This is a genomic window from Bradyrhizobium sp. BEA-2-5, assembly GCF_032918025.1.
Lineage (GTDB): Bacteria > Pseudomonadota > Alphaproteobacteria > Rhizobiales > Xanthobacteraceae > Bradyrhizobium > Bradyrhizobium pachyrhizi.
The window spans coordinates 4437954-4464565 of sequence record NZ_CP136629.1; the positions used below are offsets into that span (position 1 = coordinate 4437954).

The 26612-nt window shown below is 65.3% G+C and carries 22 protein-coding genes and 2 pseudogenes; 10 read left to right on the plus strand and 14 right to left on the minus strand.

Going from position 1 to position 26612, the window contains the following annotated elements; all coding sequences use genetic code 11:
• Positions 1 to 2 precede the first annotated feature (2 nt).
• Both RX327_RS20735 and RX327_RS20740 read left to right on the plus strand, forming a co-directional pair.
• The gene (locus tag RX327_RS20735) at positions 3 to 1187 is read left to right on the plus strand and encodes an acetate/propionate family kinase (RefSeq protein WP_317246955.1); all 1185 of its coding nucleotides are present in this window, start codon (positions 3 to 5) and stop codon (positions 1185 to 1187) included.
• A 42-nt stretch (positions 1188 to 1229) separates the two neighbouring features.
• A complete protein-coding gene (locus RX327_RS20740; protein WP_317246956.1) occupies positions 1230 to 1802 on the plus strand; it encodes a DUF6496 domain-containing protein in 573 nt (190 codons plus the stop codon).
• A gap of 239 nt (positions 1803 to 2041) precedes the next feature.
• Here RX327_RS20740 and RX327_RS20745 read toward each other — a convergent pair.
• Positions 2042 to 2852 (minus strand): annotated as a pseudogene (locus tag RX327_RS20745) (enoyl-CoA hydratase/isomerase family protein).
• A gap of 74 nt (positions 2853 to 2926) precedes the next feature.
• Here RX327_RS20745 and nthA point away from each other — a divergent pair.
• The 3 genes from nthA to RX327_RS20760 are packed head-to-tail and all read left to right on the plus strand — an operon-like array spanning position 2927 to position 4589.
• Entirely contained in the window at positions 2927 to 3556 is a 630-nt protein-coding gene (gene nthA, locus RX327_RS20750) for a nitrile hydratase subunit alpha (protein WP_317246957.1), read from the plus strand.
• Complete coding sequence (nthB, locus tag RX327_RS20755) at positions 3553 to 4212, plus strand: nitrile hydratase subunit beta (protein WP_317246958.1); 660 nt, start codon at positions 3553 to 3555, stop codon at positions 4210 to 4212. The genes nthA and nthB overlap by 4 nt, the downstream gene beginning before the upstream one ends.
• Complete coding sequence (locus RX327_RS20760) at positions 4212 to 4589, plus strand: nitrile hydratase accessory protein (RefSeq protein ID WP_317246959.1); 378 nt, start codon at positions 4212 to 4214, stop codon at positions 4587 to 4589. The genes nthB and RX327_RS20760 overlap by 1 nt, the downstream gene beginning before the upstream one ends.
• Positions 4590 to 5011: 422 nt before the next feature.
• Here the strand turns inward: RX327_RS20760 and queC are convergent, their stop codons facing one another.
• On the minus strand, positions 5012 to 5731 hold the full coding sequence (gene queC / locus RX327_RS20765) for a 7-cyano-7-deazaguanine synthase QueC (RefSeq protein WP_317246960.1): 720 nt from the start codon (positions 5729 to 5731) through the stop codon (positions 5012 to 5014).
• A 128-nt stretch (positions 5732 to 5859) separates the two neighbouring features.
• On the opposite strand from queC, the gene mazG reads away from it, so the two are divergent.
• The gene (mazG, locus tag RX327_RS20770) at positions 5860 to 6717 is read left to right on the plus strand and encodes a nucleoside triphosphate pyrophosphohydrolase (RefSeq protein ID WP_317246961.1); all 858 of its coding nucleotides are present in this window, start codon (positions 5860 to 5862) and stop codon (positions 6715 to 6717) included.
• A 144-nt stretch (positions 6718 to 6861) separates the two neighbouring features.
• Here the strand turns inward: mazG and mgtE are convergent, their stop codons facing one another.
• The 8 genes and pseudogenes from mgtE to dusB form a co-directional block, all read right to left on the minus strand.
• Complete coding sequence (gene mgtE, locus RX327_RS20775) at positions 6862 to 8232, minus strand: magnesium transporter (protein ID WP_050385345.1); 1371 nt, start codon at positions 8230 to 8232, stop codon at positions 6862 to 6864.
• A gap of 154 nt (positions 8233 to 8386) precedes the next feature.
• Complete coding sequence (gene hflX / locus RX327_RS20780; RefSeq protein ID WP_317246962.1) at positions 8387 to 9769, minus strand: GTPase HflX; 1383 nt, start codon at positions 9767 to 9769, stop codon at positions 8387 to 8389.
• 11 nt (positions 9770 to 9780) lie between these two features.
• Positions 9781 to 10029 carry an RNA chaperone Hfq gene (gene hfq, locus RX327_RS20785; protein WP_028179548.1) on the minus strand — a complete coding sequence of 83 codons (249 nt, stop codon included), beginning with the start codon at positions 10027 to 10029 and terminating at the stop codon, positions 9781 to 9783.
• Between the two features lie 374 nt (positions 10030 to 10403).
• Positions 10404 to 11774: a sigma-54 dependent transcriptional regulator gene (locus tag RX327_RS20790; protein ID WP_317246963.1), complete on the minus strand. Its 1371-nt coding sequence runs from the start codon at positions 11772 to 11774 to the stop codon at positions 10404 to 10406.
• A 17-nt stretch (positions 11775 to 11791) separates the two neighbouring features.
• A complete protein-coding gene (locus RX327_RS20795; protein WP_317246964.1) occupies positions 11792 to 14263 on the minus strand; it encodes a sensor histidine kinase NtrY-like in 2472 nt (823 codons plus the stop codon).
• Between the two features lie 177 nt (positions 14264 to 14440).
• Positions 14441 to 15884 (minus strand): annotated as a pseudogene (gene ntrC, locus RX327_RS20800) (nitrogen regulation protein NR(I)).
• 9 nt (positions 15885 to 15893) lie between these two features.
• Complete coding sequence (locus tag RX327_RS20805) at positions 15894 to 17069, minus strand: nitrogen regulation protein NR(II) (RefSeq protein WP_317246965.1); 1176 nt, start codon at positions 17067 to 17069, stop codon at positions 15894 to 15896.
• Entirely contained in the window at positions 17066 to 18067 is a 1002-nt protein-coding gene (dusB, locus tag RX327_RS20810) for a tRNA dihydrouridine synthase DusB (protein WP_317246966.1), read from the minus strand. The genes RX327_RS20805 and dusB overlap by 4 nt, the downstream gene beginning before the upstream one ends.
• Positions 18068 to 18352: 285 nt before the next feature.
• Between dusB and RX327_RS20815 the strand changes: the two genes are divergently transcribed.
• The 3 genes from RX327_RS20815 to RX327_RS20825 all read left to right on the plus strand — a co-directional run bounded on the left by RX327_RS20815 (position 18353) and on the right by RX327_RS20825 (position 20719).
• The gene (locus RX327_RS20815) at positions 18353 to 19549 is read left to right on the plus strand and encodes a bifunctional 2-C-methyl-D-erythritol 4-phosphate cytidylyltransferase/2-C-methyl-D-erythritol 2,4-cyclodiphosphate synthase (RefSeq protein WP_317246967.1); all 1197 of its coding nucleotides are present in this window, start codon (positions 18353 to 18355) and stop codon (positions 19547 to 19549) included.
• Between the two features lies 1 nt (position 19550).
• Positions 19551 to 20150 carry a CinA family protein gene (locus RX327_RS20820; protein ID WP_317246968.1) on the plus strand — a complete coding sequence of 200 codons (600 nt, stop codon included), beginning with the start codon at positions 19551 to 19553 and terminating at the stop codon, positions 20148 to 20150.
• Positions 20151 to 20323: 173 nt separating this feature from the next.
• Complete coding sequence (locus RX327_RS20825; protein WP_317246969.1) at positions 20324 to 20719, plus strand: BA14K family protein; 396 nt, start codon at positions 20324 to 20326, stop codon at positions 20717 to 20719.
• Between the two features lie 87 nt (positions 20720 to 20806).
• Here the strand turns inward: RX327_RS20825 and RX327_RS20830 are convergent, their stop codons facing one another.
• The 3 genes from RX327_RS20830 to lipA all read right to left on the minus strand — a co-directional run bounded on the left by RX327_RS20830 (position 20807) and on the right by lipA (position 22862).
• Positions 20807 to 21274 carry a type II toxin-antitoxin system RatA family toxin gene (locus tag RX327_RS20830; RefSeq protein ID WP_317246970.1) on the minus strand — a complete coding sequence of 156 codons (468 nt, stop codon included), beginning with the start codon at positions 21272 to 21274 and terminating at the stop codon, positions 20807 to 20809.
• On the minus strand, positions 21274 to 21813 hold the full coding sequence (locus RX327_RS20835; protein WP_317246971.1) for a DNA topology modulation protein: 540 nt from the start codon (positions 21811 to 21813) through the stop codon (positions 21274 to 21276). The genes RX327_RS20830 and RX327_RS20835 overlap by 1 nt, the downstream gene beginning before the upstream one ends.
• 89 nt (positions 21814 to 21902) lie before the next feature.
• Complete coding sequence (gene lipA, locus RX327_RS20840; RefSeq protein ID WP_317246972.1) at positions 21903 to 22862, minus strand: lipoyl synthase; 960 nt, start codon at positions 22860 to 22862, stop codon at positions 21903 to 21905.
• Positions 22863 to 23049: 187 nt separating this feature from the next.
• On the opposite strand from lipA, the gene RX327_RS20845 reads away from it, so the two are divergent.
• Positions 23050 to 23655 (plus strand): DNA-3-methyladenine glycosylase, encoded by a 606-nt coding sequence (locus RX327_RS20845; RefSeq protein WP_317246973.1) that lies wholly within the window; start codon positions 23050 to 23052, stop codon positions 23653 to 23655.
• 18 nt (positions 23656 to 23673) lie between these two features.
• Here RX327_RS20845 and RX327_RS20850 read toward each other — a convergent pair whose 3' ends face one another.
• Positions 23674 to 26541, minus strand: coding sequence for a valine--tRNA ligase (locus RX327_RS20850; RefSeq protein WP_317246974.1), 2868 nt, complete (start codon positions 26539 to 26541; stop codon positions 23674 to 23676).
• Positions 26542 to 26612 lie beyond the last annotated feature (71 nt).

Genomic DNA, 26612 nt, shown 5'->3' on the forward strand with positions numbered 1-26612 from the left:
CCATGCCGACGTCCGATGCGGTTCTGGTCGTCAACTCCGGCTCGTCGAGCATCAAGTTCGGCGTTTTCGATGCTTCGCATGCCGATCCTGCGCTGCTCTGCAAAGCACAGATCGACGAGCACGAGGGCGCGTCGCGATTGGTCTTCACCGATCCGGCCGGCCGCGCGTCGTTCGCGTTGGAGCAAGCCGAACCAGATGCGTCGCCCGATCGGCTGTTCGCCGATGTCCTGGCACGGATCGAACATCATCTTGGCGAGCGGTTGCGTGCCGTCGGACATCGCGTCGTACACGGCGGCCGCGAATTTCCGCGACCGGTCGAGGTCAATCGGACGGTGCTTGCCGTCCTCGACGCCCTCACCCCGCTGGCGCCGCTGCATCAGCCTCGCTGCCTGACGCCAATCCGGGCAATCAGCGCGATCCGGCCGGAACTGATGCAGGTCGCATGCTTCGACACGTCGTTCCATCATGGCATCGCGCCACCCGTCAATCGGTTTGCGATCCCGAGACATCTCGAACGCGCCGGCATTCGGCGCTACGGCTTTCACGGCCTCTCCTTTGAATATGTCGCAGGCCGCCTTGCCGACATCTCGCCGGAGTTTTCCGCGAAGCGCACCGTGGTGGCGCATCTCGGCAACGGCGCCAGCCTCTGCGCATTGCGCGATGGCCGCAGCATCGACACCACGATGGGGCTGACGCCGCTCGACGGCCTCGTGATGGGCACACGCTGCGGCACGATCGATCCCGGCGTGCTGCTCTATCTCCAGCAGCGGCACGGCATGTCGGTCGACGACCTTGAGCAGCTGCTTTATCACCAATCGGGCCTGCTCGGCGTTTCGGGCGTGTCCTCCGACATGCGTGTCCTGCTCGCAAGCCAGGAGCCCGCCGCGAAGGAAGCGGTTGATCTCTTCGCGTTCCGCATCGCGCAACAGGTCGCCGCGATGGCTGGCACGCTCGGCGGCCTGGACTGCCTGGTCTTCACCGGCGGCATCGGCGAGCACGCGAGCGAAGTTCGCACCCAGGTCTGCGACCAACTCGGATGGCTGGGTGTCCAGCTCGATCCATCCGCCAACACCGCGGCACAGCTGCACATTGCTTGCGAGGACAGTTCGGTGGACGTGCTCGTCATGGCGACAAACGAGGAAGCAGCGATCGCTCGCCACTGCGCAGCCTTGATCTCGGGAACCTAGGATCGACGAGAGGCGCTCCTGCGGCAGTGGCCGCATCGATGCTTGAAGGACCGTTTCCTTGAGCCGGACGTTGATGTCCCGGAAACCGAAATCGGCAACGGGAGAACGATGATGCCGGAACGAAAGACGATGCAAAAGGCCAGACAGGACCGGCGCGCGGGAAAGTCGACGACCACCCAGGCGGGCGAGTTCGTGCACGAGGAAATTCGCAACGTTCGCCGTGGCAAGCACGGAGCGCGATCTTCCAAACAGGCCATTGCAATCGGCCTGTCGAAGGCGAGGCGCGCGGGCGTTGCGCTTCGACCACCCAAGAAAGGCGCGGCCAAGGCGACCACTCGCAAGAGCGCGGAGTACGCCTATGAGGCGGGCCAGGGCAAGCGAAAGACCAGACGCAGGCCGCGCGTCTCGCGAGCGGTGTCCAACGTCCTGAAACGGGAACCGCGCAGCGCGGCGTCGCACACGGCGCTGTCGAAACAAACGCGGCGCGCGGCCTCGCGGCGTTCTGCATCGGCCCGCTCGGCCGCGGCACGCAAGGCGGCAAAAACCAAGGGATCGGCCGTCCGTTCGGCCGCAGCAAAGAAAGCAGCCCGCACCAGAGCGCGACGGCGAAAGTGAGCCCGGCGGTCCGAGAGGACGATGGCGATTCACATAGGCAAATGCGGACACCGGCGATGGGCGCATGATAGCCAATGCCTGCTCGATCTCGACAACGGTGCAGGCGGATGACCCCAGCGTCGGCCCCAGGGCCCGCAAAGGTGCCGGGGTCGTCTCCGCACTGCAAAGGCCCTGACGCTTCGGCCCGGCGTCAGGGCCTTGGCCATTCCGAAGCCTGGAAGGCTCTTGAACGACACGCATCAGCGCCCCTTGAAGCGCGGCTTCCGCCGTCCGAGGAAGGCCTCGACGCCCTCCTTGTGATCCTCGCTCAGGCTGGCGAGCGCGAACTGATCGACATCCATGTGGCTGGCGAGATCGTCCAGCGCATGCGCGAGCCGGTTGACGGTCAGCTTGGTCATGGCGACCGAGAGCGGCGGCTGTGCGGCGACCTTCGCCGCGAGCGCCATCGCGGCGTCATATGACTTTCCAGGATCGGTCACCTGTTCCACCAGGCCCCATTCATAGGCCTCGTCCGCGCTGATGCGCTGGTCGGCCAATATGACCGCCTGCTTGGTGCGGGCCGGCCCGATCAGATGCAGCATGCGCGGGATGCTCTGCCAGCTCATGTTCATGCCGAGCCCGATCTCGGGCACCCGCAAATGCGCGTTGCGGCCTATGATGCGGAAGTCGAGCGCGACGGCGAGCGCCACCCCGCCGCCGACGCAAAAGCCCTCGATCGCCGCGATCGTGATTTGCTCCATCTCTTGCCAGGCGTGCGTCAGGCGCGGCCCGAGCTTGAGATGCCGCCGCAGCGTGCCGAGATCCATCTCCTTGCGCGAACGTCCCTCCGCATCCTTGAGGTCGAAGCCGGCGCTGAACGATTTGGCCCGAGCTGCCGGTCAAGACGACGACCGATGTCGCGGCGTCATCCTCGAAACTGCGCGCCGCTGCCGTCAGCTGCCGCAATGCCTCCGGCGAGAGTGCGTTGATGCCGTCGCCGCGGTCGAAACGGACCACCGCAATCCGGCCCTCAGGCCCAAGGCCCTTCTCGATCTTCACGTAGTCAACCACGCATACCTCCCCGCTCGCATTCTTGTGTACTGCCTGCCTCGACATAGCACGACGGTTTCGCCTATTCTGTGGGCATGAGCGACCATGATCATCACCACCACGATCACGACCATTCCGAACTGTCGGAGACCGAGTTGCGCGTGCGCGCGCTCGAGACGATCCTGACCGAAAAAGGCTATGTCGAGCCCGCCGCGCTCGATGCCATCATCCAGGCCTACGAGACCAGGATCGGCCCTCATAACGGCGCGCGCGTCGTCGCCAAGGCCTGGACCGATCCCGCGTTCAAGACGGCGCTGCTGGAGGACGGCAGCAAGGCGATCGGCACGCTCGGCTATGTGAGCCGCGTCGGCGACCACCTCGTCGTGGTCGAGAACACGCCTGAGCGGCACAACATGGTCGTGTGCACGCTGTGCTCCTGCTACCCCTGGGAAATGCTGGGACTGCCGCCGGTCTGGTACAAGGCTGCGCCCTACCGCTCCCGCGCCGTAAAGGATCCGCGCGGCGTGCTCGCCGATTTCGACGTCACCCTGCCCAAGGACATGGAAATCCGGGTGTGGGATTCGACCGCCGAGACGCGCTTCCTGGTGCTGCCGATGCGCCCTGCAGGCACGGAGGGCTGGACCGAGGAGCAGCTCGCCGAACTCGTCACCCGCGACTCCATGATCGGCACCGGCTTTCCGCGGAAGCCTGGAGCCCCGTCATGAACGGCGTGCACGACATGGGCGGCATGGACGGGTTCGGCAAGGTCGAGCCCGAGCCCAACGAGCCGATGTTTCACGCGGATTGGGAAGCGCGTGTGCTTGCCATGGTGCGCGCGATGGGCGCGGCCGGCGCCTTCAACATCGATACCTCGCGCTTCTACCGCGAGACGCTGCCGCCGCACGTCTATCTCGCGAGCTCCTACTACAAGAAATGGCTGCTCGGGCTGGAAGCCCTGCTGCTCGACAAGGGCTTCATCTCGAACGACGACGTCGCCGCCGGGCATTCCGTCGCGCCGGCGAAAGCGCTCAAGCACGGCAAGTTCGACCTCGGCAATGTCGAGCGCGTGATGGTGCGCGGCAAATTTGACCGCCCTGCCCCGGCTCCGGCGAAATTCAATATCGGCGACCGCGTGCGCGCGAAGAACATCCATCCGGCCACGCACACAAGGCTGCCGCGCTACGTGCGCGGCCATGTCGGCGTGATCGAGCGCGATCATGGCTGTCACGTGTTTCCCGATACGGTCGCCAACGACGCCGGCGAGAATCCGCAATGGCTCTACACCGTGGTGTTCGAGGGCAGCGAACTCTGGGGCCCCGACGCTGATCTGACCACAAAGGTCTCGATCGACGCGTTCGAGCCCTATCTGGAGGCCGTGTGATGGATGCAGGTGCCGCCGCGCGCGCCACCAGCGCCGTCTCCAGCATTCCCCGCGACCAGGACGGCCCGGTGTTCCGCGCACCGTGGGAGGCGCAGGCGTTCGCCATGGCCTTGACGCTGCATGACCGCGGCGTGTTCACCTGGACCGAATGGGCTGCGGCACTCGCCGACCAGATCAAGCGCGCGCAGGCGGCCGGCGATCCCGACACCGGCGAGACCTACTACCAGCACTGGCTCGCGACGCTCGAACATCTCGTCGCCGCCAAGGGCGTCACGACACCGGAGACGCTGCACCGCTATCGCGACGCCTGGGACCACGCCGCCGATCGCACGCCGCACGGCAAGCCGATCGAGCTGACGGCGGCGGATTTTGCGTAGCGCTCGCCCGATTCTCTCCCCGTCGTCCCTGCGAAAGCAGGGACCCATACTCCGCGGCGGATATTGTGTGAACGCGACTTGTCGTTCCACCATCGCTCAACAATGACCATTCGTGGTTATGGGTTCCGGCCTTCGCCGGGACGACGATGGGGATGAGTTCGCGATTCAAGGCGCCATACCTAGCGCTGTCAGCACCCGCGCATGCCTGGTAATCCAGCATTCCAGAGATTGAGCCGAGAAGCCGCAGCGCACCGGATGACCCAATCGAGCCGCACCTGCGCTATTTCTGTATAATAGAAGAGTACCGTTGAGTTGCCCGACGTGTCAAGTTGCCGTGTCGAACGCCAGCAGCCGCCAACTCCTTTGCATGGGGTTGTTTTCGATATTTTGGCCGTGCGCCCTGCGGGGCCATCAGCCCACGGTTACGGGCCACCCTGCGCGACGTACTCCGCCCACCCCTTCGCCCGCAGGCTGCACGCCGGGCACTCGCCGCAGCCATGGCCCCAATCGTGCTGCGCGCCGCGTTCGCCGAGATAGCAGGTGTGCGAGTGCTCGCGGATGAGGTCGACGAGCCCCTCGCCGCCGAGATCGTGCGCCAGCTTCCAGGTCGCGGCCTTGTCGATCCACATCAAGGGCGTGTGCAGCTCGAACTTCCTGGCCATGCCGAGTGAGAGCGCGGCCTGCATGGCGCGGATGGTCTCGTCGCGGCAATCGGGATAGCCGGAATAGTCGGTCTCGCACATGCCGCCGACGATGTGGCTGATCCCGCGTCGATAGGCCAGCGCCGCGGCGAAGGTCAGGAAGACGAGGTTGCGGCCGGGCACGAACGTATTGGGCAGGCCGTCGGCCCCCATCGCGATCGCGACGTCGCGCGTCAGCGCGGTCTCGGACACCGCCGCCAGCGTCGGGATATCAAGCGTGTGGCTGTCGCCGAGCTTCGCGGACCATTCCGGCCGGACCCGCTTGATCCCGGCCAGCAGCTGGTCCCGGCAATCGAGCTCGATCGCGTGGCGTTGGCCATAGGTGAAGCCGAGCATCTCGACGCGGGCAAAGCGCGACAAGGCCCAGGCCAGGCAGGTGGTGGAATCCTGGCCGCCGGAGAACAGCACCAGTGCGGTCTCGGAGGCGTTCTGATCGGTCATGGAACGCGATTTAGCACTTGGCGGCGCCGTGGCCAATCCGTGGACAGTGCCGTGTTTCCGGCGTGTTTTACTGGGATCGGGAGGGGTGTTTTGGCATAAAGCCAATACCTCTTTGATGCCGGTGCCCCATGACCCCATGCCGCGACATTTCCCGTCTGATCGAGATCATGGCTGCGCTGCGCACGCCGGTCACCGGTTGCCCCTGGGACCTCGAACAGGATTTTGCGACCATCGCGCCCTACACGATCGAGGAAGCCTATGAAGTGGTCGACGCCATCGCCCGCGGCGATCTCGACGATCTGCGCGAGGAGCTCGGCGATCTCCTGCTCCAGGTCGTATACCATGCCCAGATGGCCTCGGAGCAGAACGCGTTCGCGTTCGGCGACGTGGTCGAGGCGATCACCAGGAAGATGATCCGCCGTCATCCGCACGTCTTCGCCGACAAGGACGGCAATATCCAGCCGGCCGGCGTCAAGAGCGCCTGGGACCGCATCAAGGCCGAGGAGAAAGCCGAACGCGCCGCACGCCGGCCGCCGGAAGAAGCGCCGTCGCACAAATCGCTGCTGTCGGGCGTCAAGGCCGGCCAGCCCGCGCTGACCCGCGCCATGGAGCTGCAGCGCAAGGCCTCCACCGTCGGCTTCGACTGGAACGACCCGCGCGCGGTGCTGCAAAAGATCCGCGAGGAAGCCGACGAGATCGAGGCCGCGCTCGATCGCAACGACAAGCAGGAGCTGGCGGAAGAAACCGGCGACCTGATGTTCGCCCTCGTCAACCTCGCCCGCCATGTCGATGCCGATCCGGAAGCCGCACTGCGCGCGACCAACGCGAAATTCGAGCGGCGCTTTGCCTATATCGAGAAGGCGCTGGCGGCGAAGGGACGTTCGCTCGATGGTGCGTCGCTGGAGGAGATGGACGCGTTGTGGAATGAAGCGAAGAGCGCAAACACCGCTGTCGTCCCGGCGAAAGCCGGGACCCATACCGCGTGATCTAACTGTGACTGACGGTGACAGTCCCGCGCAAACGCGGAACTGCGACCGTGCGCAACGATGAGGGCCGGTGGTTATGGGTCCCTGCTTTCGCAGGGACGACAATGAGTGTGCGGGACAGGACTGCCTCTTCCCACAACTGGCTCACAACAGCGTCCCGCGCAGGATCACCGCGGCAACGCCGAAATAGATCACGAGGCCGGTGACGTCGACCAGTGTCGCGACGAACGGCGCGGAGGCGCTGGCCGGGTCGAAGCCGATGCGTTTGAGGATGAATGGCAGCATCGAGCCGCACAGCGATCCGAAGGTGACGATGCCGATCAGCGCGACACCGACGGTCGCAGCGACGAGCACCCAATGCGGGCCGTAGTCGAACAGGCCGAGCGTCTGCCACAGCGTAATTCTGACGACGCCGATCAGGCCGAGAATGGCGCCGAGCACGATACCAGTCGGCACCTCGCGCACGGCGACACGCCACCAGTCGCGCAGCCGCACCTCGTGCAGCGCCAGCGAGCGGATCAACAGCGAGGTTGCCTGCGAGCCGGAATTGCCGCCCGAGCTCATGATCAGCGGGATGAACAGCGTCAGGACGATCGCCCTCTCGAGCTCGCTCTGGTACGACTGCATTGCGGTCGCGGTCAGCATTTCCGACAGGAACAGCGCGCACAGCCAGCCGGCGCGCTTCTTGATCATCTCGCCGAAACCGATCCGCAAATAGGGCTCGTCGATCGCTTCCATGCCGCCGAACTTCTGGGCGTCCTCGGTCGATTCCTCGACGATGGCGTCGATGACGTCGTCGACCGTGACGATGCCGAGGATATGGCCGGGGCCGTCGACGACCGCGACGGCGAGCAGGTCGTAGCGCGAGATCAGCCGCGCCGCCTCCATGCGGTCGGCCTCCGGCGAGATCATCAGCGGCTTCCGCGCCGGCGCCGCGGTCAGCACATTGGCGTGCGGATCGCCCGAGATCAGGCGGCGCAGCGGCACGGCCTGGATCAGGGTCTTCTTGACCGGGTCGATCACGAAGATCGAGTAGACGGTCTCGCGGGTGCGCTCGACCATCCGGATGTGATGCAAGACCTCGGCGATGGTCCAGCTCGAGGGCACGCTGACGAACTCGGTCGTCATGATGCTGCCGGCGCTGCGCTCGGGATAGGCCAACAGCCCCGAGATGACGTTGCGGGTCTCCGGATTGAGGCCGTTCAGCAGCGTGGTGCGCAGCGGCTCGACCAGCTCCTTGAAGATATCGGCGGCACGGTCGTCGGAGACGCCCGACAGCAGCGAGACCGCGGTATCCTTCGGCAGCTCGGCGAGGATCTCGCAGGTGTTGTCGAGCCCGGGCAGGTCAAGCACCTCGATCGCCTTCTCGGCAGGCAGCGATCGCAGCAGCTTCGCGGCATCCGCAGGCTCCCGGGCATTGAGCGCCTCGACGATTTCGGGCGCCCGCTCGTGGGCAAGATCACCGCTCTGGCCGGCGAGCGTCTCTTTCGTGATGATTTCGCTGGTGTCTTGCATCGATCCGCCTCGGCTTTGCGTTCTGCAGCGCAATGAACCAAGGCGGCGCGGATTTCAAACAGAAAGTGCGACGCCACGTCGCAGGCGCATCGGCACCCTGCAACGTCACGGCATCGTCATATTTCGAAAGATTGCAGGGACCGTATTCGAGGGCTTACGCCTCGTAGGGGACGGCGGCGAACCGGCTCATGACGATGTCCCGCTTGGTCTCGTCCACCCGCACGGTCATGTCGAAGCGGCCGTCGTGCAGCTCCTTCGACAGGACCTCGGCGTTGCGGTGCAGCCAGCTGATGCCGGCACCGTCCGAGGCGTCGACGGAGAGATCAAGCGTGGTGCGCTTGGCGGCGAGGCGTTCCTCGATCGCGGCAAGCAGTGGATCGATGCCCTCACCTGATACGGCCGAAACCAGGAAGCATGGCCGCTCCAGCGGACGGCGCGCGGCGATATTGCCCAAATTGTCCCGCTCCTCGGGATCGAAGCGGTCGATCTTGTTCCAGACCTCGATGATACGCTGACCGCCGTCGGCGTCGGGATCGATGCCGAGCCGGCGCAACACTGCCTCAACGTCGCGCTCCTGCGCCTCCGCATCCTCGTGCGAGATGTCGCGGACATGCAGGATGACGTCGGCCTCCAGCACCTCCTCCAGCGTGGCACGGAAGGCGGCGACGAGCTGGGTCGGCAGATTGGAGATGAAGCCGACGGTGTCCGACAGCATCGCCTTGCCGCCATGCGGCAAAGTGAGTGCTCGCAAGGTAGGGTCGAGCGTCGCAAACAGCATGTCGGCCGCCTGCACGTCGGCGCGGGTCAGGCGGTTGAACAGCGTCGATTTGCCGGCATTGGTGTATCCGACCAGCGCGACGACGCGATACGGTACGCGCTGGCGGCCGGCGCGATGCAGACGCCGCGTCGCCTGCACCTTTTTAAGCTCGCTCTCGAGCTTGGAGATGCGCTCCTGAATCAGGCGGCGGTCCGCCTCGATCTGCGTCTCGCCAGGACCGCCCATGAAGCCGAAACCGCCGCGCTGGCGTTCGAGATGGGTCCATGAGCGCACCAGGCGCGAGCGCTGGTAGTTGAGATGCGCAAGCTCGACCTGGAGCGAGCCCTCCCTGGTCTTGGCGCGGCGGCCGAAGATCTCCAGAATGAGACCGGTGCGGTCGAGCACCTTGGCCTGCCATTCCTTCTCGAGATTGCGCTGCTGGATCGGCGATAGCGCGCAATCCATCACCACGAGCTCGACCTGGTTGCTGGCGACGAGCCCGTTGATTTCCTCGACCTTACCCTTGCCGAGGTAGGTCGCGGGCCGGATCTGACTGATCGGCGCGATGACCGAGTCCACCACACTGAGGTCGATCGCACCGGCGAGGCCGGCGGCTTCCTCGATCCGCGCTTCATAGTCGCGGACAGAGGAAGCCGTTTGCGCATCGCCGTCGCCACGGCGCGTGCGCAGGTACGGGCCGATGACGATCACCCGCCCGGTGCTGCCGTCCCCCGCCGACCGCGCACGGTCGGCGCCCCCTTCACGATTGAAGGGTTCCAATCAGATCACTCTCAAGTCGGCTGATCCTCGCCGCCTTCGAACAACTGGATGGGTGCGCCCGGCATGATGGTCGAGATCGCATGCTTGTAGACCAGCTGCGAGTGACCGTCGCGCCGCAACAGCAAACAGAAATTGTCGAACCAGGTCACGATGCCCTGGAGCTTCACTCCGTTGACCAGAAAGATCGTCAGTGGCGTCTTGGTTTTGCGAACGTGATTAAGGAAGGTGTCCTGTAGGTTTTGTGCGCGGTCTGCCGCCATTGTTTTTGTCCCGCAAGCTTGTGCTTCTTTTTATTGAACCGGTTGCTGCTCTCTGACGGAGCCTCCTCCGGCCGCCCACCTGCCACGAGATCCCCCTCCGGCAGGCATAGCGGTAGGATTAGAGGCTACGCGCGGTTTTTAGGCAAGCCAGTTCGCGGTGCAGTCGGTAGGAACACGGTGGCAATTCTAAGAAAGTGCGGGGAAAGAGACGAATATTCTCGTGGAGAGTGGATAAATCCCCGGTTGTACCGGCCCCGCCCTCGCCCCGCTGAACGACCAAACCGCCCCCGAGAGCCGCCTGTCGGCTCCCCGGCTGGTAACCGCCGGGCTCCGCTCCGAGCCGCCGGCGGACCTGCCGACCTGCCGCGCCGGGGTCAGCCGACCCCGAGCGCCTTCAGCTTTCGATGCAGCGCCGAGCGCTCCATGCCGACGAACTCCGCGGTGCGCGAGATATTGCCGGAGAAGCGGCTGATCTGGGCGATCAGATAGTCGCGTTCGAACACTTCGCGCGCCTCACGCAGCGGCAAGCCCATGATGTGCTCGCCATTGTTGCTGGTCGGCATCGCCGGCACCATCGAGCCGACGTCCTGCGGCAACATGTCGGCCGTGATGATGACCTCCGGCCCCCCTGCCGCGAGAATCATGACCCTCTCGACGTTGTTGCGGAGCTGACGCACATTGCCGGGCCAAACATGGGATTGCAGCACCGCCATCGCGTCCTGCCCGATCTGGCGCTTGGGCAGGCCGCTGCCGGCGGAAATCTGCTCCATGAAATAGTCGATCAATTCCGGAATGTCCTCACGCCGCTCCGACAGCGCGGGCACGCGGATCGGCACCACCGAGAGCCGGTGGTAGAGGTCCTCGCGGAAACGGCCGGCCGCGATCTCCTCCTCCAGGTTGCGCGCGGTCGAGGAGATGATCCGCACGTCGACCTGCACCCTGGCGGTGCCGCCGACGCGCTGGAACGACTGCTCCACCAGCACGCGCAAGATCTTGTTCTGGGTCTCGCGCGGCATGTCGGCGATCTCGTCGATGAACAGCGTACCGCCATGGGCTTCCTCGAGCGCACCAGGCTTGCGCGGCTGCTCGCCATTGGACTGCTCGATGCCGAACAGCTCGTGCTCCATGCGCTCGGGCGTGATCGCCGCCGCGTTGATCACCACGAAGGGACCGTCGGCACGGCCCGAGGCCGTATGCAGCGTGCGAGCGGTCAATTCCTTGCCGGCGCCGGCGGGGCCGACGATCAGGATGCGGCTGTTGGCCTTCGCTGCGCGCTCGATGGTCTGGCGCAGCTGGTTCATGCTCGGCGAGCGGCCGACGAGCTGGCTCGCGCTCGGCGCAAGCTGCTTCAGCTCCTTGACCTCGCGCTTAAGTCGCGAGTTCTCCAGCGCTCTGGTCGCGACCAGGATCAGCCGGTCAGCCTTGAACGGCTTCTCGATGAAATCGTAGGCGCCGCGCTTGATCGCGGCGACCGCGGTCTCGATGTTGCCGTGGCCGGAGATCATCACGACCGGCAGATCGGCATTGTCCTTCTTGACCTGCTCCAGCAGCTGCAAGCCGTCGAGCTTGGAGCCTTGCAGCCAGATGTCGAGAAACACCAGATGCGGCCGCCGATTGGCAATCTCGGCGAGCGCCGTATCGCTGTCACGTGCGGTCCGGGTGGAAAAGCCCTCATCGTCCAGAATACCCGCAACGAGGTCGCGAATGTCAGCTTCGTCGTCGACAATCAGAATGTCACTTGCCATGGGTTACACCTGCCTTGTCAGTCGCTCGTCGCGGCTTTGAATTTTGGCTTTTGCGCATTTGGCTCTTGATTATTTGGCCCTTGATCAGCGGGATCTCGGATAGGTTCTTGGGTCGTTTCTTGGATTTTTGGTTCATTGTTGGTCGCTTGTGCCGGGCCGTTGGTCGGCTCCTCCGGCGGATTTTTTTCACTGTCCGGTGCGGTCTTGTCCGGTTTGACGTCCGGTTTTTGGTCCTTGCTTTCGGGCTTGTTCTCCGGCTTGGCCGCCTGGCCCGTGACGGCAAAGCGCATCCGCATCCAGGCGCCGCGCTGACCTTCGCGGAAGTCGGAGGCGTCCTTCAGCTCGATCCGCCCGCCATGGTCTTCCAGCACGCGGCCGACGATGGCCAGCCCCAGGCCCGTGCCCTTGGCGCGCGTGGTGACGTACGGCTCGAGCAGGCGCGAGCGCGCGACCTTGGGCAGGCCGATACCGTTGTCGATGACGTCGATCAGCACGTCGTCGCCCTCGCGCGACACCACGACGTCGATTCGGCCTTTGCCGAGCTCCTCGGGGGGAACCTGCTCGATTGCCTCGGTGGCGTTCTTGACGATGTTGGTGACCGCCTGGGAGATCAGCCGACGGTCGAACTGGGCGCGGAGCGGATCGTCCTTGAACTCGGCCTCGATATCGATTTCGGGATGGGCCACCTTCATCAGGAACACCGCCTGCCGCACGGTGTCGGCGACGTCCTCGCCCTCCATCACCGGTTTGGGCATCCGCGCAAAGCGCGAGAACTCGTCGACCATGCGCCTGATGTCGTCGACCTGGCGCACGATGGTGTCGGTGCACTGGTCGAAGATCTGCTTGTCCTTGTCCTCGGTGATGGACTTGCCGAACTTGCGGCGGATGCGCTCGGCGGAGAGCTGGATCGGCGTCAGCGGATTCTTGATCTCGTGAGCGATGCGGCGCGCCACGTCGCCCCAGGCCGAGGTGCGCTGGGCCGAGACCAGCTCGGTGATGTCGTCGAGCGTGATGATGTAGCTGTCGTGCGGCTGGTTGGTCTGCTCGGCCGAGACGCGGACGGACAGGTTGCGCTCATGGCCGTCGCGCAGGATGGTGATCTGGCCCTGCACCAGGCGCTGGGTCCCTTCCCGCGCCGTCTTCATCATCTCGTCGAGCTCGGGCAGCACGTCCGAGAGCGGATGGCCCAGCGTCTCCGCTTCGGAGTGCCCGATCAGCTTCTCGGCGGAACGGTTGAGGATGCCGACGCTGCCGGAAGTATCGACGCCGATGATGCCGGCGCTCGCCGAGGACAGCACGGCCTCGATGAAGCGGCGGCGGCTGTCGATGAGGTCGCTGGCATTGACGAGCTCGTCGCGCTGGCTGCGCAATTCCTGCGTCATCTTGTTGAAGGTCTCGCCGAGCTGGGCGAGATCGCCTTCCGACTGATGCACGGGCACCTGGACATGGAGGTCGCCGGTCGAGACCGTTTGCGCCGCGTTCATCAGCCGCCGGATCGGCGAGACCAGCGAGTTGGCGAAGTTAAGGCCGATCAGCACCGAGGCCATCAGGATGGTCAGCGCGATCACCGCGAACATCAGCGCGAAGGCGACCTGGATGCCGAGCCTGCGGGTCTCGAGCTGGGCATATTCCGCCGCGCTGGTCTGCGTCTGCTTGAGCTGGGCAACGACCGCCGGATCGAGCAGCCGCGCCACATACAGGAACATGTCGTCATAGGCCCGCAGGCGGACCACGGAGGCGACGTAGTTTTCCGGAAAGACCGAGATCTTCGGCTCGGTCTCGTTGATGTCCTTCAGGATGTCGGGCGGCGGCGCCTCGTAGTTCAGGCGAACGCCGGTCTCGGCGCTGGCGACGATCTTGCCGTCCTTGTCCATCAGCACCGCGACCGGAAGATTGCGCGATTCGGCGCCGGCCGTCATCAGCTGCAGGAACGTCATGCGATCCTGGTCGTAGAGCGGCCGCGCATGGGCGAGGTCATTGGCCATCGCCAGCGTGTCGCCGTTGATGAGCTGGGCGTGGTCCTGCATATAGGCCCGCGCGATCGTCAGCGAGTTCTGGATCACCTCCCTGGTCGGGCCGGAGAACAACCGGTCGAGGCCGCGCTCGATGGTGACGTTGGCAACGACGGAGACCAGCACCGCCGGCAGCACCGCCACGATCGAGAACAGGCTGACGATCTGGACATGGAGGCGCGCTGCCGCCCTGCCCCGCCGCCGCGCCAAGATCAGCTGCCAGAGTTCCCGGACGATGATGCCGACCAGCAGCAGGATGGTGCCGGCATTGATCATCAGGAAGGAGCGGACCACCTCGGACGTGGGCTCGATCGGGGTCAGCCCGGTCAGCACCACGAAGGTTAGGAAGGCGGACAGCAGCGCGATGGCCACGGCAAACGGCGCCAGCCAGCGCCGCAGCGGGAAGCCCCGCGCCTCTGCATTGGGCTCGGCCGGTGGGGCGTGTAATGTTGAAGCGGTGGTCTCTGCGCTGGTCATACCGGCAATTGAGCTGAGAGCGATCGCCCGCGGGAATTGCGAACTGATGCAATCATATCACAATGTTGCCGAATTGCGACATTTCCGCGGCGCAAACGCTGGTGCGGCGCCGTGTCCTCAAAACCATTTGTGACTACTCAATAACGGTGGTGGGGCCCGTGCCGGCCCCGTCAACCTCTACCCTCCGCTCCGATAGACCTGGATGTCCAGGTCCCGGATCTTCTTCCGCAGCGTGTTGCGGTTGAGGCCGAGCAGGTCGGCGGCGCGGATCTGGTTGCCGCGGGTGGCGGCCAGCGCGGCCGTGAGCAGCGGCACCTCGATCTCCTTGAGGATGCGGTGATAGAGGCCGGGCGGCGGCACGCCGTTCGGAAAGCCCTGGAAGTGCGAGGACAGATACGCCTCAACCGCGCCGCCGAGATTGTCGACACCGACGGTCGCCGTGCTGCCCGAGGTGACCGAGGGCGGCGCAAGCTCGCCGTCGATGACGGAGGCCGTGATCACGTCCTGCGGATAGAGGGCGGCAAGGCGCCGGGCGAGATTTTCCAGCTCGCGCACGTTGCCGGGCCAGCGGTGCTGCTTCAGCCGCTCCAGCGCCAGCGAGTCGAGCTTCTTCGGCGGCAGCCCATCCTTCTCGGCCAGCGTGAAGAAGTGCCGCACCAGATCCGGCAGATCCTCGATGCGTTCACGCAAGGGCGGCAGCCGCAGCGGCACGACATTGAGGCGGAAGAACAGATCTTCGCGGAACAGGCCCTGCTGGATCAGGACACGCAGATCCTTGTTGGAGGCCGCGACGATGCGCACGTCGGTCTTGATCGGCGTGCGGCCGCCGACCGTCGTGTATTCGCCCTGCTGCAACACGCGCAGCAGGCGGGTCTGCGCCTCCATCGGCATGTCGCCGATCTCATCCAGAAACAGCGTGCCGCCCTCGGCCTGCTCGAACCGGCCGGAGGCGCGGGTGTTCGCGCCGGTGAAGGCACCGCGCTCGTGCCCGAACAATTCGGACTCGATGAGATCGCGCGGAATCGCAGCCATGTTGACCGCGACGAACGGGCCGTTGCGGCGCTTGCCGTAATCGTGCAGCGCCCGCGCCACGAGTTCCTTGCCGGTGCCGGACTCGCCCGTGATCATCACGGTGAGGTCGGTCTGCATCAGGCGCGCCAGCACGCGGTAGATTTCCTGCATCGCCGGCGACCGGCCGACCAGCGGGATCGAGTTCGAACTCGCCGTCGTCGGCGGGACTGGAAACCCGCTCCTTCGGCTCGGCCAGCGCGCGACCGACGATGGCGATCAGCTCCTTGAGGTCGAAGGGCTTGGGCAGATATTCGTAGGCCCCGCGCTCGGAAGCGCGGATCGCCGTCATGAACGTGTTCTGCGCGCTCATGACGATGACGGGCAGATTCGGCCGCATCTTCTTGATCCGCGGCAGCAGGTCGAAGGCGTTTTCGTCCGGCATCACCACGTCGGTGATGACGAGGTCGCCCTCGCCCTGGCTGACCCAGCGCCAGAGCGTTGCGGCATTGCCGGTCAGCCGCACCTCGTAACCGGCGCGGGACAGAGCCTGATTGAGTACGGTGCGGATGGCGGTATCGTCATCGGCTACGAGAATGCTACCTGCGGGCATTGGTGTTCCTCATCGTGCATCCTGAGAGGCAGGCGAGGACGTACCCGGAACGTCATCGCGGTTGCTTTGGTCGAGTTGCTTGGCGGCGCTATACATCGGCATCAGCACGCGGAAGGTGGTCTTGCGCGGCTGAGATTCGCATTCGATGATGCCCCCGTGATCGCCGACGATCTTGGCGACCAGCGCCAGGCCGAGACCCGAGCCGGTCTGCTTGGTGGTCACGAACGGGTCGAACAGGTTGGGCAGAAGATCATCCGGCACGCCAGAGCCGTTGTCCTTGACGCAGAATTCCAGCGGCAGCGAGACCCGCGATTTCTTGCCGGGCACCGACAGCCGCACGCCCGGCCGGAACGCCGTGGTGAGCTGAATCTCCGCATCGGTACCGAGATCGGCGACCGCTTCGGCGGCGTTCTTCACGAGATTGAGGAACACCTGAATCAGCTGATCCTGGTTCGCCAGCACCGGCGGCAGCGAGGGATCGTAGTCCTCGATGAAGCGGATGTTGCGGGCAAAGCCCGACTGCGCCAGCCGTTTCACATGGTCGAGCACCGAATGGATGTTGACGGGGCCGCGCACCACGGGGCGCTCGTCGCCGAACACCTCCATGCGGTCGACCAGCGTCACGATGCGGTCGGCCTCGTCGCAGATCAGCCGCGTCAGCATGCGGTCCTCGGACGAGGCCTGCTGTTCCAGGAGCTGCGCGGCACCGCGGATGCCGGACAGCGGGTTCTTGATCTCGTGCGCCAGCATGGCGGCGAGCGCGATCACCGAGCGTGCGGCGCTGCGATGGGTGAGCTGGCGGTCCATCTTGTCGGCGATGGTGCGCTCCTGGAGCATCACCACGATGTGGCCGGGCCGCTCGGTGAGCGGGGCCACGTGCAGATCGACCTGGCGGTCGCCGCCCATGCGGGGCGTGCCGAGATCGACCTTGTATTCGTTGACCGGCGAATTCGACGAGCGCACCTGGTCGATCAGCGCCAGCAAGGGGCTGCCGAACGGCACCAGTTCCTTCAACGACTGCCGCTTCAGGAACTGCGTCGAGATCTCGAAGAAGGCCTCGGTCGCGATATTGGCGGCGACGATCCGCCCGTCGGGCGCGACCAGCAGCACCGGGTTGGGCAGCGCATTGAGGATGGCCTCCCCGTCAGTCGGCACCGGCCGGCGGAATTCCATGGCTGACGTCATGCGGCAGCACTCCAGGCAAAATCGTCGTAGGCGTCGGCGAGCGAGCGATGCACGCTGGACGGCTCTTCCGCGGTCAGGATCGCCTGCCGCCAGGTCTTCAATGTCGCGGCCGGCGCGCAGCTATAGGCCGCAGCAGCCTCCAGCGCCCAGCCGAGATGCTTGCGTGCATGCTTGAGCCCGATGCGCAGGCCATAGTGGCTGCAAACTTCGTCATAGAGCGCGCGAATGTGCTTGAGCTGCTCGGCGAGCGACGGCGCGGCCTCGGCCATCCCGGTCTCGAGGCGGCGGCCGATCTGTCCCGGCAGCCAGGGCTGCCCCTGCGCGCCGCGGCCGATCATGACGGCGTCGGCACCCGACATCTCGAGCGCACTGACAGCCTTGTCGAACGAGGTGATGTCGCCGTTGACCACGACCGGGACGGTGACGGCGTCCTTGACGGCGCGCACGGCGTTCCAGTTCGCCTCGCCCTTGTAGAACTGGCAGCGGGTGCGGCCATGGACGGTGACGAGCTTGATGCCTGCGGCCTCCGCGCGCCGCGCCAGCTCCGGAGCGTTGCGCGTGCGGTCGTCCCAGCCGAGCCGCATCTTCAACGTCACCGGCACCTTCACCGCCGCGATCGTCGCATCGATCAGGCTCAGGGCATGGTCGAGGTCGCGCATCAAGGCCGAGCCGGACTGGCCGCCGGTGACGTGGCGGGCCGGACAGCCCATGTTGATGTCGATGATATCGGCGCCTTCGGCTTCGGCGATCCGGGCGCCTTCCGCCATCCAGTGTGTCTCGCAGCCGGCGAGCTGGACCACATGCGGGCCGACCCCGGCTGCCTCGCAACGCAGCTTCGACATCGGCTTGCCGATCACCAGATCGTTGCTGGCGGTCATCTCGGAGACCACCAGGCCGGCGCCCAAAGTGGCAGCGAGTCGCCGAAAGGGCGCATCGGTAATGCCGGACATGGGCGCGAGGAGAACCCGGTTGGCGACAGCAATATCGCCGATCTTCAATGGGTTACGAGGAGTACTTTGCACGCCGGTCACAGCCGTCTCGTCGTTCTGTCAGCCACGCCATTGCAGCTGACGTCGTCTATTCTGCGCACAATTCTTGTGCAGTCAAGCGTCATGCCTACAGTTTAGACATTCCTATCATCAGTGCAAGTGCACTGCAACAAAATCTGCTTTTCCCACAGTCATCGGCAAACGCTCTGTTTTTGCGCAGCGGTCATGCTAAGGGCTGTGCGCGGCGATCCTCGCCGTCCCCCTCATCCCCGATTCGTCTGTCACTGGTTCAAAATGCCGAAGCCTGAGCGTACCGCAGCCATCCTAGTCGCAGCCGGCCGTGGACTGCGCGCCGGCGCAGGCGGGCCGAAGCAATACCGGACGATCGGCGGACAGACGGTTATCTACCGCGCCATGGAGGCGTTCTCCGGACATCCGGACGTGTTTGCAGTGCAGCCTGTGGTCAATCCTGACGACACCGCGCTGTTCGATGAAGCGGTCGCAGGCCTCCGCCATCGGCCGCCGACGCCGGGCGGCGCGACCCGGCAGGCCTCGGTCCATGCCGGGCTCGAGGCGCTTGCAAGTGACAAGCCGGACATCGTGCTGATCCACGACGCCGCGCGCCCCTTCGTCTCGGCAGGGGTGATCTCGCGTGCGATCGAAGCTGCGGGCCGCACTGGCGCCGCGATCCCGGTCGTGCCCGTCACTGACACCATCAAGGTCACCGGTGAGGGCGGCGATGTCGAGGCGACGCCGGAGCGCGCGCGCCTGCGGATCGCGCAGACGCCACAGGCTTTTCGTTTCGACGTAATATTGGAGGCGCATCGTCGCGCAGCGCGCGATGGGCGCTCTGATTTCACCGACGATGCCGCGATTGCCGAATGGGCGGGATTGACGGTCGCAACCTTTGAGGGCGATGTTGCCAATATGAAGCTCACCACTCCCGAGGATTTCGTGCGCGAGGAAGCGCGCCTGGCTGCCCTGCTCGGCGACATCAGGACCGGCACCGGCTACGACGTGCACGCTTTCGGCGAAGGCGACCATGTCATGATCTGCGGCGTGCGCGTGCCGCACACCAGGGGGTTCCTCGCCCATTCCGACGGCGATGTCGGCCTGCATGCCCTGGTGGATGCCATCCTCGGGGCACTGGCCGACGGCGACATCGGCTCGCACTTCCCGCCGAGCGATGCGAAATGGAAGGGCGCCTCCTCCGACCAGTTCCTGAAATACGCCATCGAGCGCGTCGCCCAGCGCGGCGGCCGCGTCGCCAATCTCGAGGTGACGCTGATCTGCGAGCGGCCGAAGATCGGCCCCTTGCGCGACACCATGCGCGCGCGCATCGCCGAGATCTCCGGCGTCGACATCTCTCGCGTCGCGGTGAAGGCAACGACCAGCGAGCGACTCGGCTTCACCGGCCGTGAGGAAGGCATCGCGGCAACCGCGAGCGCCACGGTCCGTCTCCCGTGGGACGATAAAGGCTGGAGTGCCTGACATGGGCGGCAGCGACGCACGCGCCCTCTCCCGCTCGCTGCTCGATCTGTGCCGGATGCGCAAGCTGACGATCGCGACCGCGGAATCCTGCACCGGCGGCCTCGTCGCCGGCGCGCTGACCGACATCCCCGGTTCCTCCGACGTGATCGACCGCGGCTTCGTCACCTACTCCAATGACGCCAAGCGGGTCATGCTCGGCGTCAGGGCGGCCACGCTGGAAACGTTCGGCGCGGTGAGCAAGGAAACCGCGACCGCGATGGCGATCGGCGCGCTGGAAAAGGCCGGCGTCGACCTTGCGGTCTCGATCACCGGCATCGCGGGCCCTGGAGGTGCGACGCCCGGCAAGCCGGTCGGTCTCGTGCACTTCGCCGCCGCCGCGCGTGACGGCCGCATCATCCATCGTGAGCAGCGTTTTGGCGCGATCGGCCGCAGCGCGGTGCGGCAGCGCTCGGTGGTCGAAGCCTTGCGCATGCTGATGGAGCTTGCGCGCCCGCCGCAGGCCGCCAAGCCGCGTCGCGAGGCCGCCAGCCGGTTGCGGCCAAGGGTGGCTCGGTCGCCGCGAAGCCACGCTGCGAAACGCCGCCGGCCGCCGCGCGGATAGGCCCAACCAAAAGTCGAGTCGCGCCACGGCCCGCCTGACACGGGCTTGTGTCAACTGCGGCCCGGTGACGCTTACCTGAAATGGAACTTTGACGCGGCTTCGCCGCTTTATGTTGTTCCAACTCTGCTGTTTCGATTGTTCGTCCAACAGCAAAATCCCACAACAAGGAGAAAATGATGAAGTTGGGAACTTTGGTCGTGGCCGCCATCAGCGCTGGCGCCATGACGCTGTCGACTGTTGCGCCTTCGTCCGCCGCACCACTCGCTCCCGCGCGATTGCAGGACCAGCCTACCTCCGTCGAGCATGTGCAGTATCGGCACTGGCACGGTGGTCCGCGTTACGGCTATCGCGGCGGATACGGCTACCGCGGTGGTTACTATCGCGATCGTGGCAGTAACGGCGCGGCGATCATCGGCGGGCTGGCGGCCGGCGCGATCATCGGCGGCGCGATTGCGGCGAGCCAGGCCAAGGCCAACAACAACGCCTATTGCTCCCAGCGTTTCCGTACCTACGACCCCGCTTCGGGCACCTACATCGCATCCGGCGGCGTGCGGCGATCCTGCCCGTAAATCGGCGAACGCGTCCCACGCATCATCCGTCGTGCCCGGCCTCGTGCCGGGCATTTGCGTTCCAGGGAGGCAAACGAGACGGCTTCGCTACGTCGACAGCTGCGGCTTGCCGTAGACCTGATCCGCGCGCTTCTCGAACGCGTGGGCAAACCGCGCGAAGGCGGCGTCGAACATCGAGCCCATCAGCATCGCCAGCATGCGGCTCTTGAATTCGTAATTCAGGAAGAAGCCGACATCGCATTCGGTTTCCGACTTCGGCTCAAAACTCCAGCGATTCTCCAGATTGCTGAACGGGCCGCGCAGATATTCGACCAGGATCTTCAGATTGGCGCGGTCGAGCGTCACCCGGCTGGTGAAGGATTCCTTGATCAGCTTGAACGATACCGTCATGTCGGCAACCAGCACCTCGGTGCCGTCGTCCTTGGGCGTGCGCTGGCGGATCTTGAGCGACTGGCATAGCGGCACGAATTCCGGATAGCGCTCGACGTCGGCGACCAGATCGAACATCTGAGGTGCGGTGTGCCGGACCCGCCGCTTGCTTGAGAATCGTGGCATCAGTGGATACTCGCACGGTTTTGCCCGAGTGCGAGGCGCTTCAGATAATCATCCGCCTGCGCCCGATCGGTGAAGCAGACCAGCGATTGATCGGGCCGCAAGCCGGCAAAATACTCGATCAGCTTCGGCCGCTGCTGCCGGCGATAGGTCCAGACGTAGCGGAAGAATTCGAGATCGATCTTCTCGGGGCAGCCTTCCGCCATCTCCGGGCGGGCCTGGCCATAGCTCCCGGCTATCCGCCTGAAGATACCGAGCATGCATGTCGACCGCGGCAGGTCGAACCAGATGATCGTATCGGAGAGCTCCCGGCGCAATTCCCCTGCACCATGCCTCATGTAGTTCCCATCCATGATCCAGTGCGGCTCGCGGGCTGCTTCGGTCATGCGGCGCTCGAATTCGTCCCTGCCCAACTCGACCCAGCCCGGCTTCCAGAACAGCGCATCGATCGACACGGTCCGAATCCCTGTCATGGCGGACAGCCGCCGCGCAAAGGTCGACTTGCCGGATCCCGACGATCCCATCACCAGAACGCGCTGCATTGGTCCAGTCCAAGGTTCGGTCGAGGTTCGATCAAGGCCCGATCAAGCAACGGCGCGTGACGGCGCCGGCCTACCGCCGTTTGCAAAATCTAGCGGCCGCGGGCCGCGCGCGCCGCCTGCAGTTTGGCGAAGTCCTCGCCGGCATGATGCGACGAGCGGGTCAGCGGGCTCGCCGACACCATCAGGAATCCCTTGGTGTAGGCGACCTTCTCGTAAGACGAAAACTCGTCCGGCGGCACGTACCGCATCACGGCATGGTGCTTGCGGGTCGGCTGGAGATATTGCCCGATGGTCAGGAAGTCGACCTCGGCCGAACGCAGATCGTCCATCACCTGGAGCACCTCGTGGCGCTCCTCGCCGAGGCCAACCATGATGCCGGACTTGGTGAAGATGGTGGGATCGAGTTCCTTGACCCGCTGCAACAGCCGGATCGAGTGGAAGTAGCGCGCGCCGGGCCGCACCGTGAGGTAGCGCGACGGCACCGTCTCGAGATTGTGGTTGAACACGTCGGGCTTTGCCGCAACGACGACCTCGAGTGCCCCCTCCTTGCGCAGGAAGTCCGGCGTCAGGATCTCGATCGTGGTCGAGGGGCACGCGGCCCGGATCGCGCCGATCGTCTCTGCGAAATGTTGCGCGCCGCCGTCGGCGAGGTCGTCGCGGTCGACGGAGGTGACCACGACGTGGCTAAGCCCGAGCTTGGCGGTGGCCTCCGCGACATATTCCGGCTCGCTCGCCTCGAGCGCGCCGGGCAGGCCGGTCTTGACGTTGCAGAAGGCACAGGCGCGGGTGCAGGTGTCACCCATGATCATGAAGGTCGCGTGCTTCTTGTCCCAGCACTCGCCGATGTTCGGGCAGCCCGCCTCCTCGCATACCGTGTGCAGGCCGTTCGCCCGCACGATGTTGCGGGTGTCGGCATAGCCGCGGGTATTCGGCGCGCGCACGCGGATCCAGTCCGGCTTGGGCGGCGAAGCGGAATCAGGCCGGTTCACCTTTTCGGGGTGGCGCGGGCGGAGCTGAGTGGTGGAGATGGTGTCGACGATGGTGACCATGGATGCCTGCAAGTCGCGGGAGCATGATCCGGAAAAGTGGAGTCCGGTTTTCCGAACCGATCATGCTCCGAACCAAGGGCTTAGCTAATCGGTGTTGACGCGGCTCGCAACCCGTCCCGCGACCCTAGCAGACCAGCCCATATATTGGCAGTCTTGCGGTCCGTTCCATGCCGATTCCCACCTCAAAATGGCTCAAAAACCCCGATCTATCCGCGCGACCGCGCCGCGCCTCGGCAAGGCGCTGAAACGCTCCTTCTTCGATCGCAGCGTCCATGAGGTCGCACCCGACCTGATCGGCGCGACCATGCTGGTCAACGGTGTCGGCGGGATCATCGTCGAGGTCGAGGCCTATCATCATACCGACCCCGCGGCACACTCCTATCGCGGGCCGACGCCACGGAACCAGGTGATGTTCGGCCCGCCCGGCTTTGCCTATGTCTATCGCTCCTACGGCATCCACTGGTGCGTGAACTTCGTGTGCGAGGCGGAAGGCTCGGCCAGCGCCGTGCTGATCCGCGCGATCGAGCCGACCCATGGGCTCGCGGCGATGCGCCGGCGGCGCGGGCTGGAGGACGAGCGGGCGCTGTGCTCGGGGCCCGGCAAGCTCTGCGAGGCGCTCGGCATCACCATCGCGCACAGCGAATTGCCACTCGACCGCGCCCCGATCGCGCTCCATGCGCGGACCGAAGCACCCGAAATCATCACCGGGGTGCGGATCGGCATCACCAAGGCGGTCGAGCTGCCCTGGCGCTATGGGCTGAAGGGATCGAAATTCCTCAGCAAGCGGTTTTGATCGCCACGGCGTCGTTCGCTATGACGCCTTCTTCAACCGCTCGATCGCCTCGAGGATCTTGGCGCGGCGCTCCGCTGCTGCCGCGCGCTTTTCCTTCTCTTCCTCGACGAGCTCTTCCGGCGCGTTGGCCACGAACTTCTCGTTCGCCAGCTTGGACTCGGCGCGCTTGATGTCGGCGTCGGCCTTGCCGATCTCCTTGTCGAGGCGCGTGCGCTCGGCAGCGACGTCGATCACGCCCTTCAGCGGCAGCGCGGCCACCTCGCCACGGACAAGGAGCTGCACCGCGCCTTCCGGCGGATGATCGGCGAACGAAATATCCGACAATCGCGCGAGCCGCTTGATGGTGTCGTTCCAGCGCCGCGCGCGGTCCCGCGTCTCGTCGGAGGCGCCCGCGATCACCAGCGGCGTCAGTGTCGACGGCGGGATGTTCATTTCCGCCTTCACCGACCGCATCGCGGTGACGAGATCGACCACCCAGCCGATCTCGGCCTCGGCCGCAGGATCGCTGAACTCGTCGGCGTCGAGCGCGGCGATGACCGGCGGAATGATCGGATCGACCACCGGACCGGCGGTCGCGATCGCGGCCAGCTGCTCGCCGGTCACGCCCGGCTTGCGCGGCCAGGACGCCAACACCAACAGGCCGTCACGCTTTGCGGTCACCGCCCACAGCTCCTCCGTGATGAAGGGCATGAACGGATGCAGCAGCTTGAGGATCTCGTCGCGGGTCCAGGCGATCATGGCGCGGGTCTCGGCCTTGGCCGCGCCCTCCTCGCCCATCAGCACGGGTTTCGCGAGTTCAAGATACCAGTCGCAGAACACGTTCCAGACGAAGCGGTAGATCGCACCCGCGGCATCGTTGAAGCGATGATCCTCGATCGTCTCGGTGACCTCGCGGGTGACGCGCGAGGTTTCGTGCGCGATCCAGCGGTTCAACGTCTCCTTCGCGCCCTTCGGATCGAAACCGTCCGGCTTGACGCACTCGTTCATCTCGGCGAAGCGGCAGGCGTTCCAGAACTTGGTCGCGAAATTGCGGTTGGTCTCGACCAGATGCGGCGACAGGCGGATGTCATGGCCTTGCGCCGCCTCGCGGGCCAGCGTGAAACGCAGCGCGTCGGCGCCGTATTCGTCGATCAGGTTCAGGGGGTCGATGACGTTGCCCTTCGACTTCGACATCTTGGCACCCTTCTCGTCGCGGACGAGGGCGTGGATGTAGATGGTCGAGAACGGCACTTCCTTCATGAAGTGCAGGCCCATCATCATCATGCGGGCGACCCAGAAGAAGATGATGTCGAAGCCGGTCACCAGCGCGTTGGTCGGATAATAGCGCTGCACCTCGGGCGTATCGTCCGGCCAGCCGAGCGTCGAGAACGGCCACAGCGCCGAGGAGAACCAGGTGTCGAGCACGTCCTCGTCGCGGGTGATGAAGCCTTCGCGCTTGTTGCGGTCGAGCGCCATCTCGCGCCCCTGCTCGACCGTGATGACTTCCTGCTCGACGTAATAGCCGAGCGCGTGACTGACGGCCTCCTCTTCGGTCTCGGCCACGAACACCTTGCCGTCAGGTCCGTACCAGGCCGGAATCTGGTGGCCCCACCAGAGCTGGCGCGAGATGCACCAGGGCTGGATGTTCTCCATCCATTCGAAATAGGTCTTTTCCCAGTTCTTCGGCACGAACGTCGTTTCGCCCGAACGCACCGCCGCAATCGCGGGCTTGGCCAGCGTCTTGGCGTCGACATACCACTGGTCGGTCAGGTACGGCTCGATCACGCTGTTCGAGCGGTCACCATGCGGCACCATGTGGGTGTGCGGCTCGATCCGCTCGACGAAGCCGAACTCCTCCAGCCTCGCGACGATCTTCTTGCGCGCCGCGAAGCGCTCGATCTTGTCAAACTCGGCGGCGAACTCGTCGGCGCCCATCGGCAGGCCGCGCAGATAGTCCTCGTTGCCCACCAGGCTGAGGCTGCCTTCCTTGTCGAGCACGCTGATCCGGCGCAAGCCGTGGCGATTGCCGACTTCGAAATCATTGAAGTCGTGCGCCGGCGTCACCTTCACCGCGCCGGAGCCCTTGTCCGGATCGGAGTATTCGTCGGCGACGATCGCAATCTTGCGGCCGACCAGCGGCAGGATCACGTTCTTGCCGATCAGATCGGCGTAGCGCTCGTCGTCCGGATGCACCGCGACGGCGGTGTCGCCGAGCATCGTCTCGGGGCGCGTCGTCGCGACCACGATGAACGATTTCGGATCCTCGGGGCTGAAGCTGCGGCCCTCGATGGGATAGCGCAGGTACCAGAGGTGGCCCTTGACTTCGACCTGCTGCACCTCGAGATCGGAGATCGCGGTCAAGAGCTTGGTGTCCCAGTTCACCAGCCGCTTGTCCTTGTAGATCAGCCCCTCGCGGTGCAGCTCGACGAACACCTTGACGACGGCTTTCGACAGGCCCTCGTCCATGGTGAAGCGCTCGCGCGACCAGTCGCAGGAGGCGCCGAGCCGCTTGAGCTGGTTGATAATGGTGTCGCCGCTCTCGGCCTTCCATTGCCAGACCCGCTCGAGAAACTTCGCGCGGCCCATCTCGCGGCGGCCGGGCTGCTGACGCTCCATCAGCTGCCGCTCGACCACCATCTGGGTGGCGATACCGGCATGGTCGGTACCGGGCTGCCACAGCACGTCGCGGCCGCGCATGCGCTCGAACCGGCACAGGATGTCCTGCAGCGTATTGTTGAGGGCGTGACCCATGTGCAGCGAGCCCGTCACGTTCGGCGGCGGGATCACGATGGTGAAGGGCACGGCATCCTTGCGTTCAGGCCGGCCGGCCTTGAACGCACCGCTCTCCTCCCAGATCCGGGCCATCCGGTGCTCGATATCGGCGGGCTGGTAATTTTTCTCGATCATGACAATGCGCTGTGGACCATGGAAAGCGTTAGAAAGCCGCCGGAGCGCACCAAGTCAACCGGACCGGTACG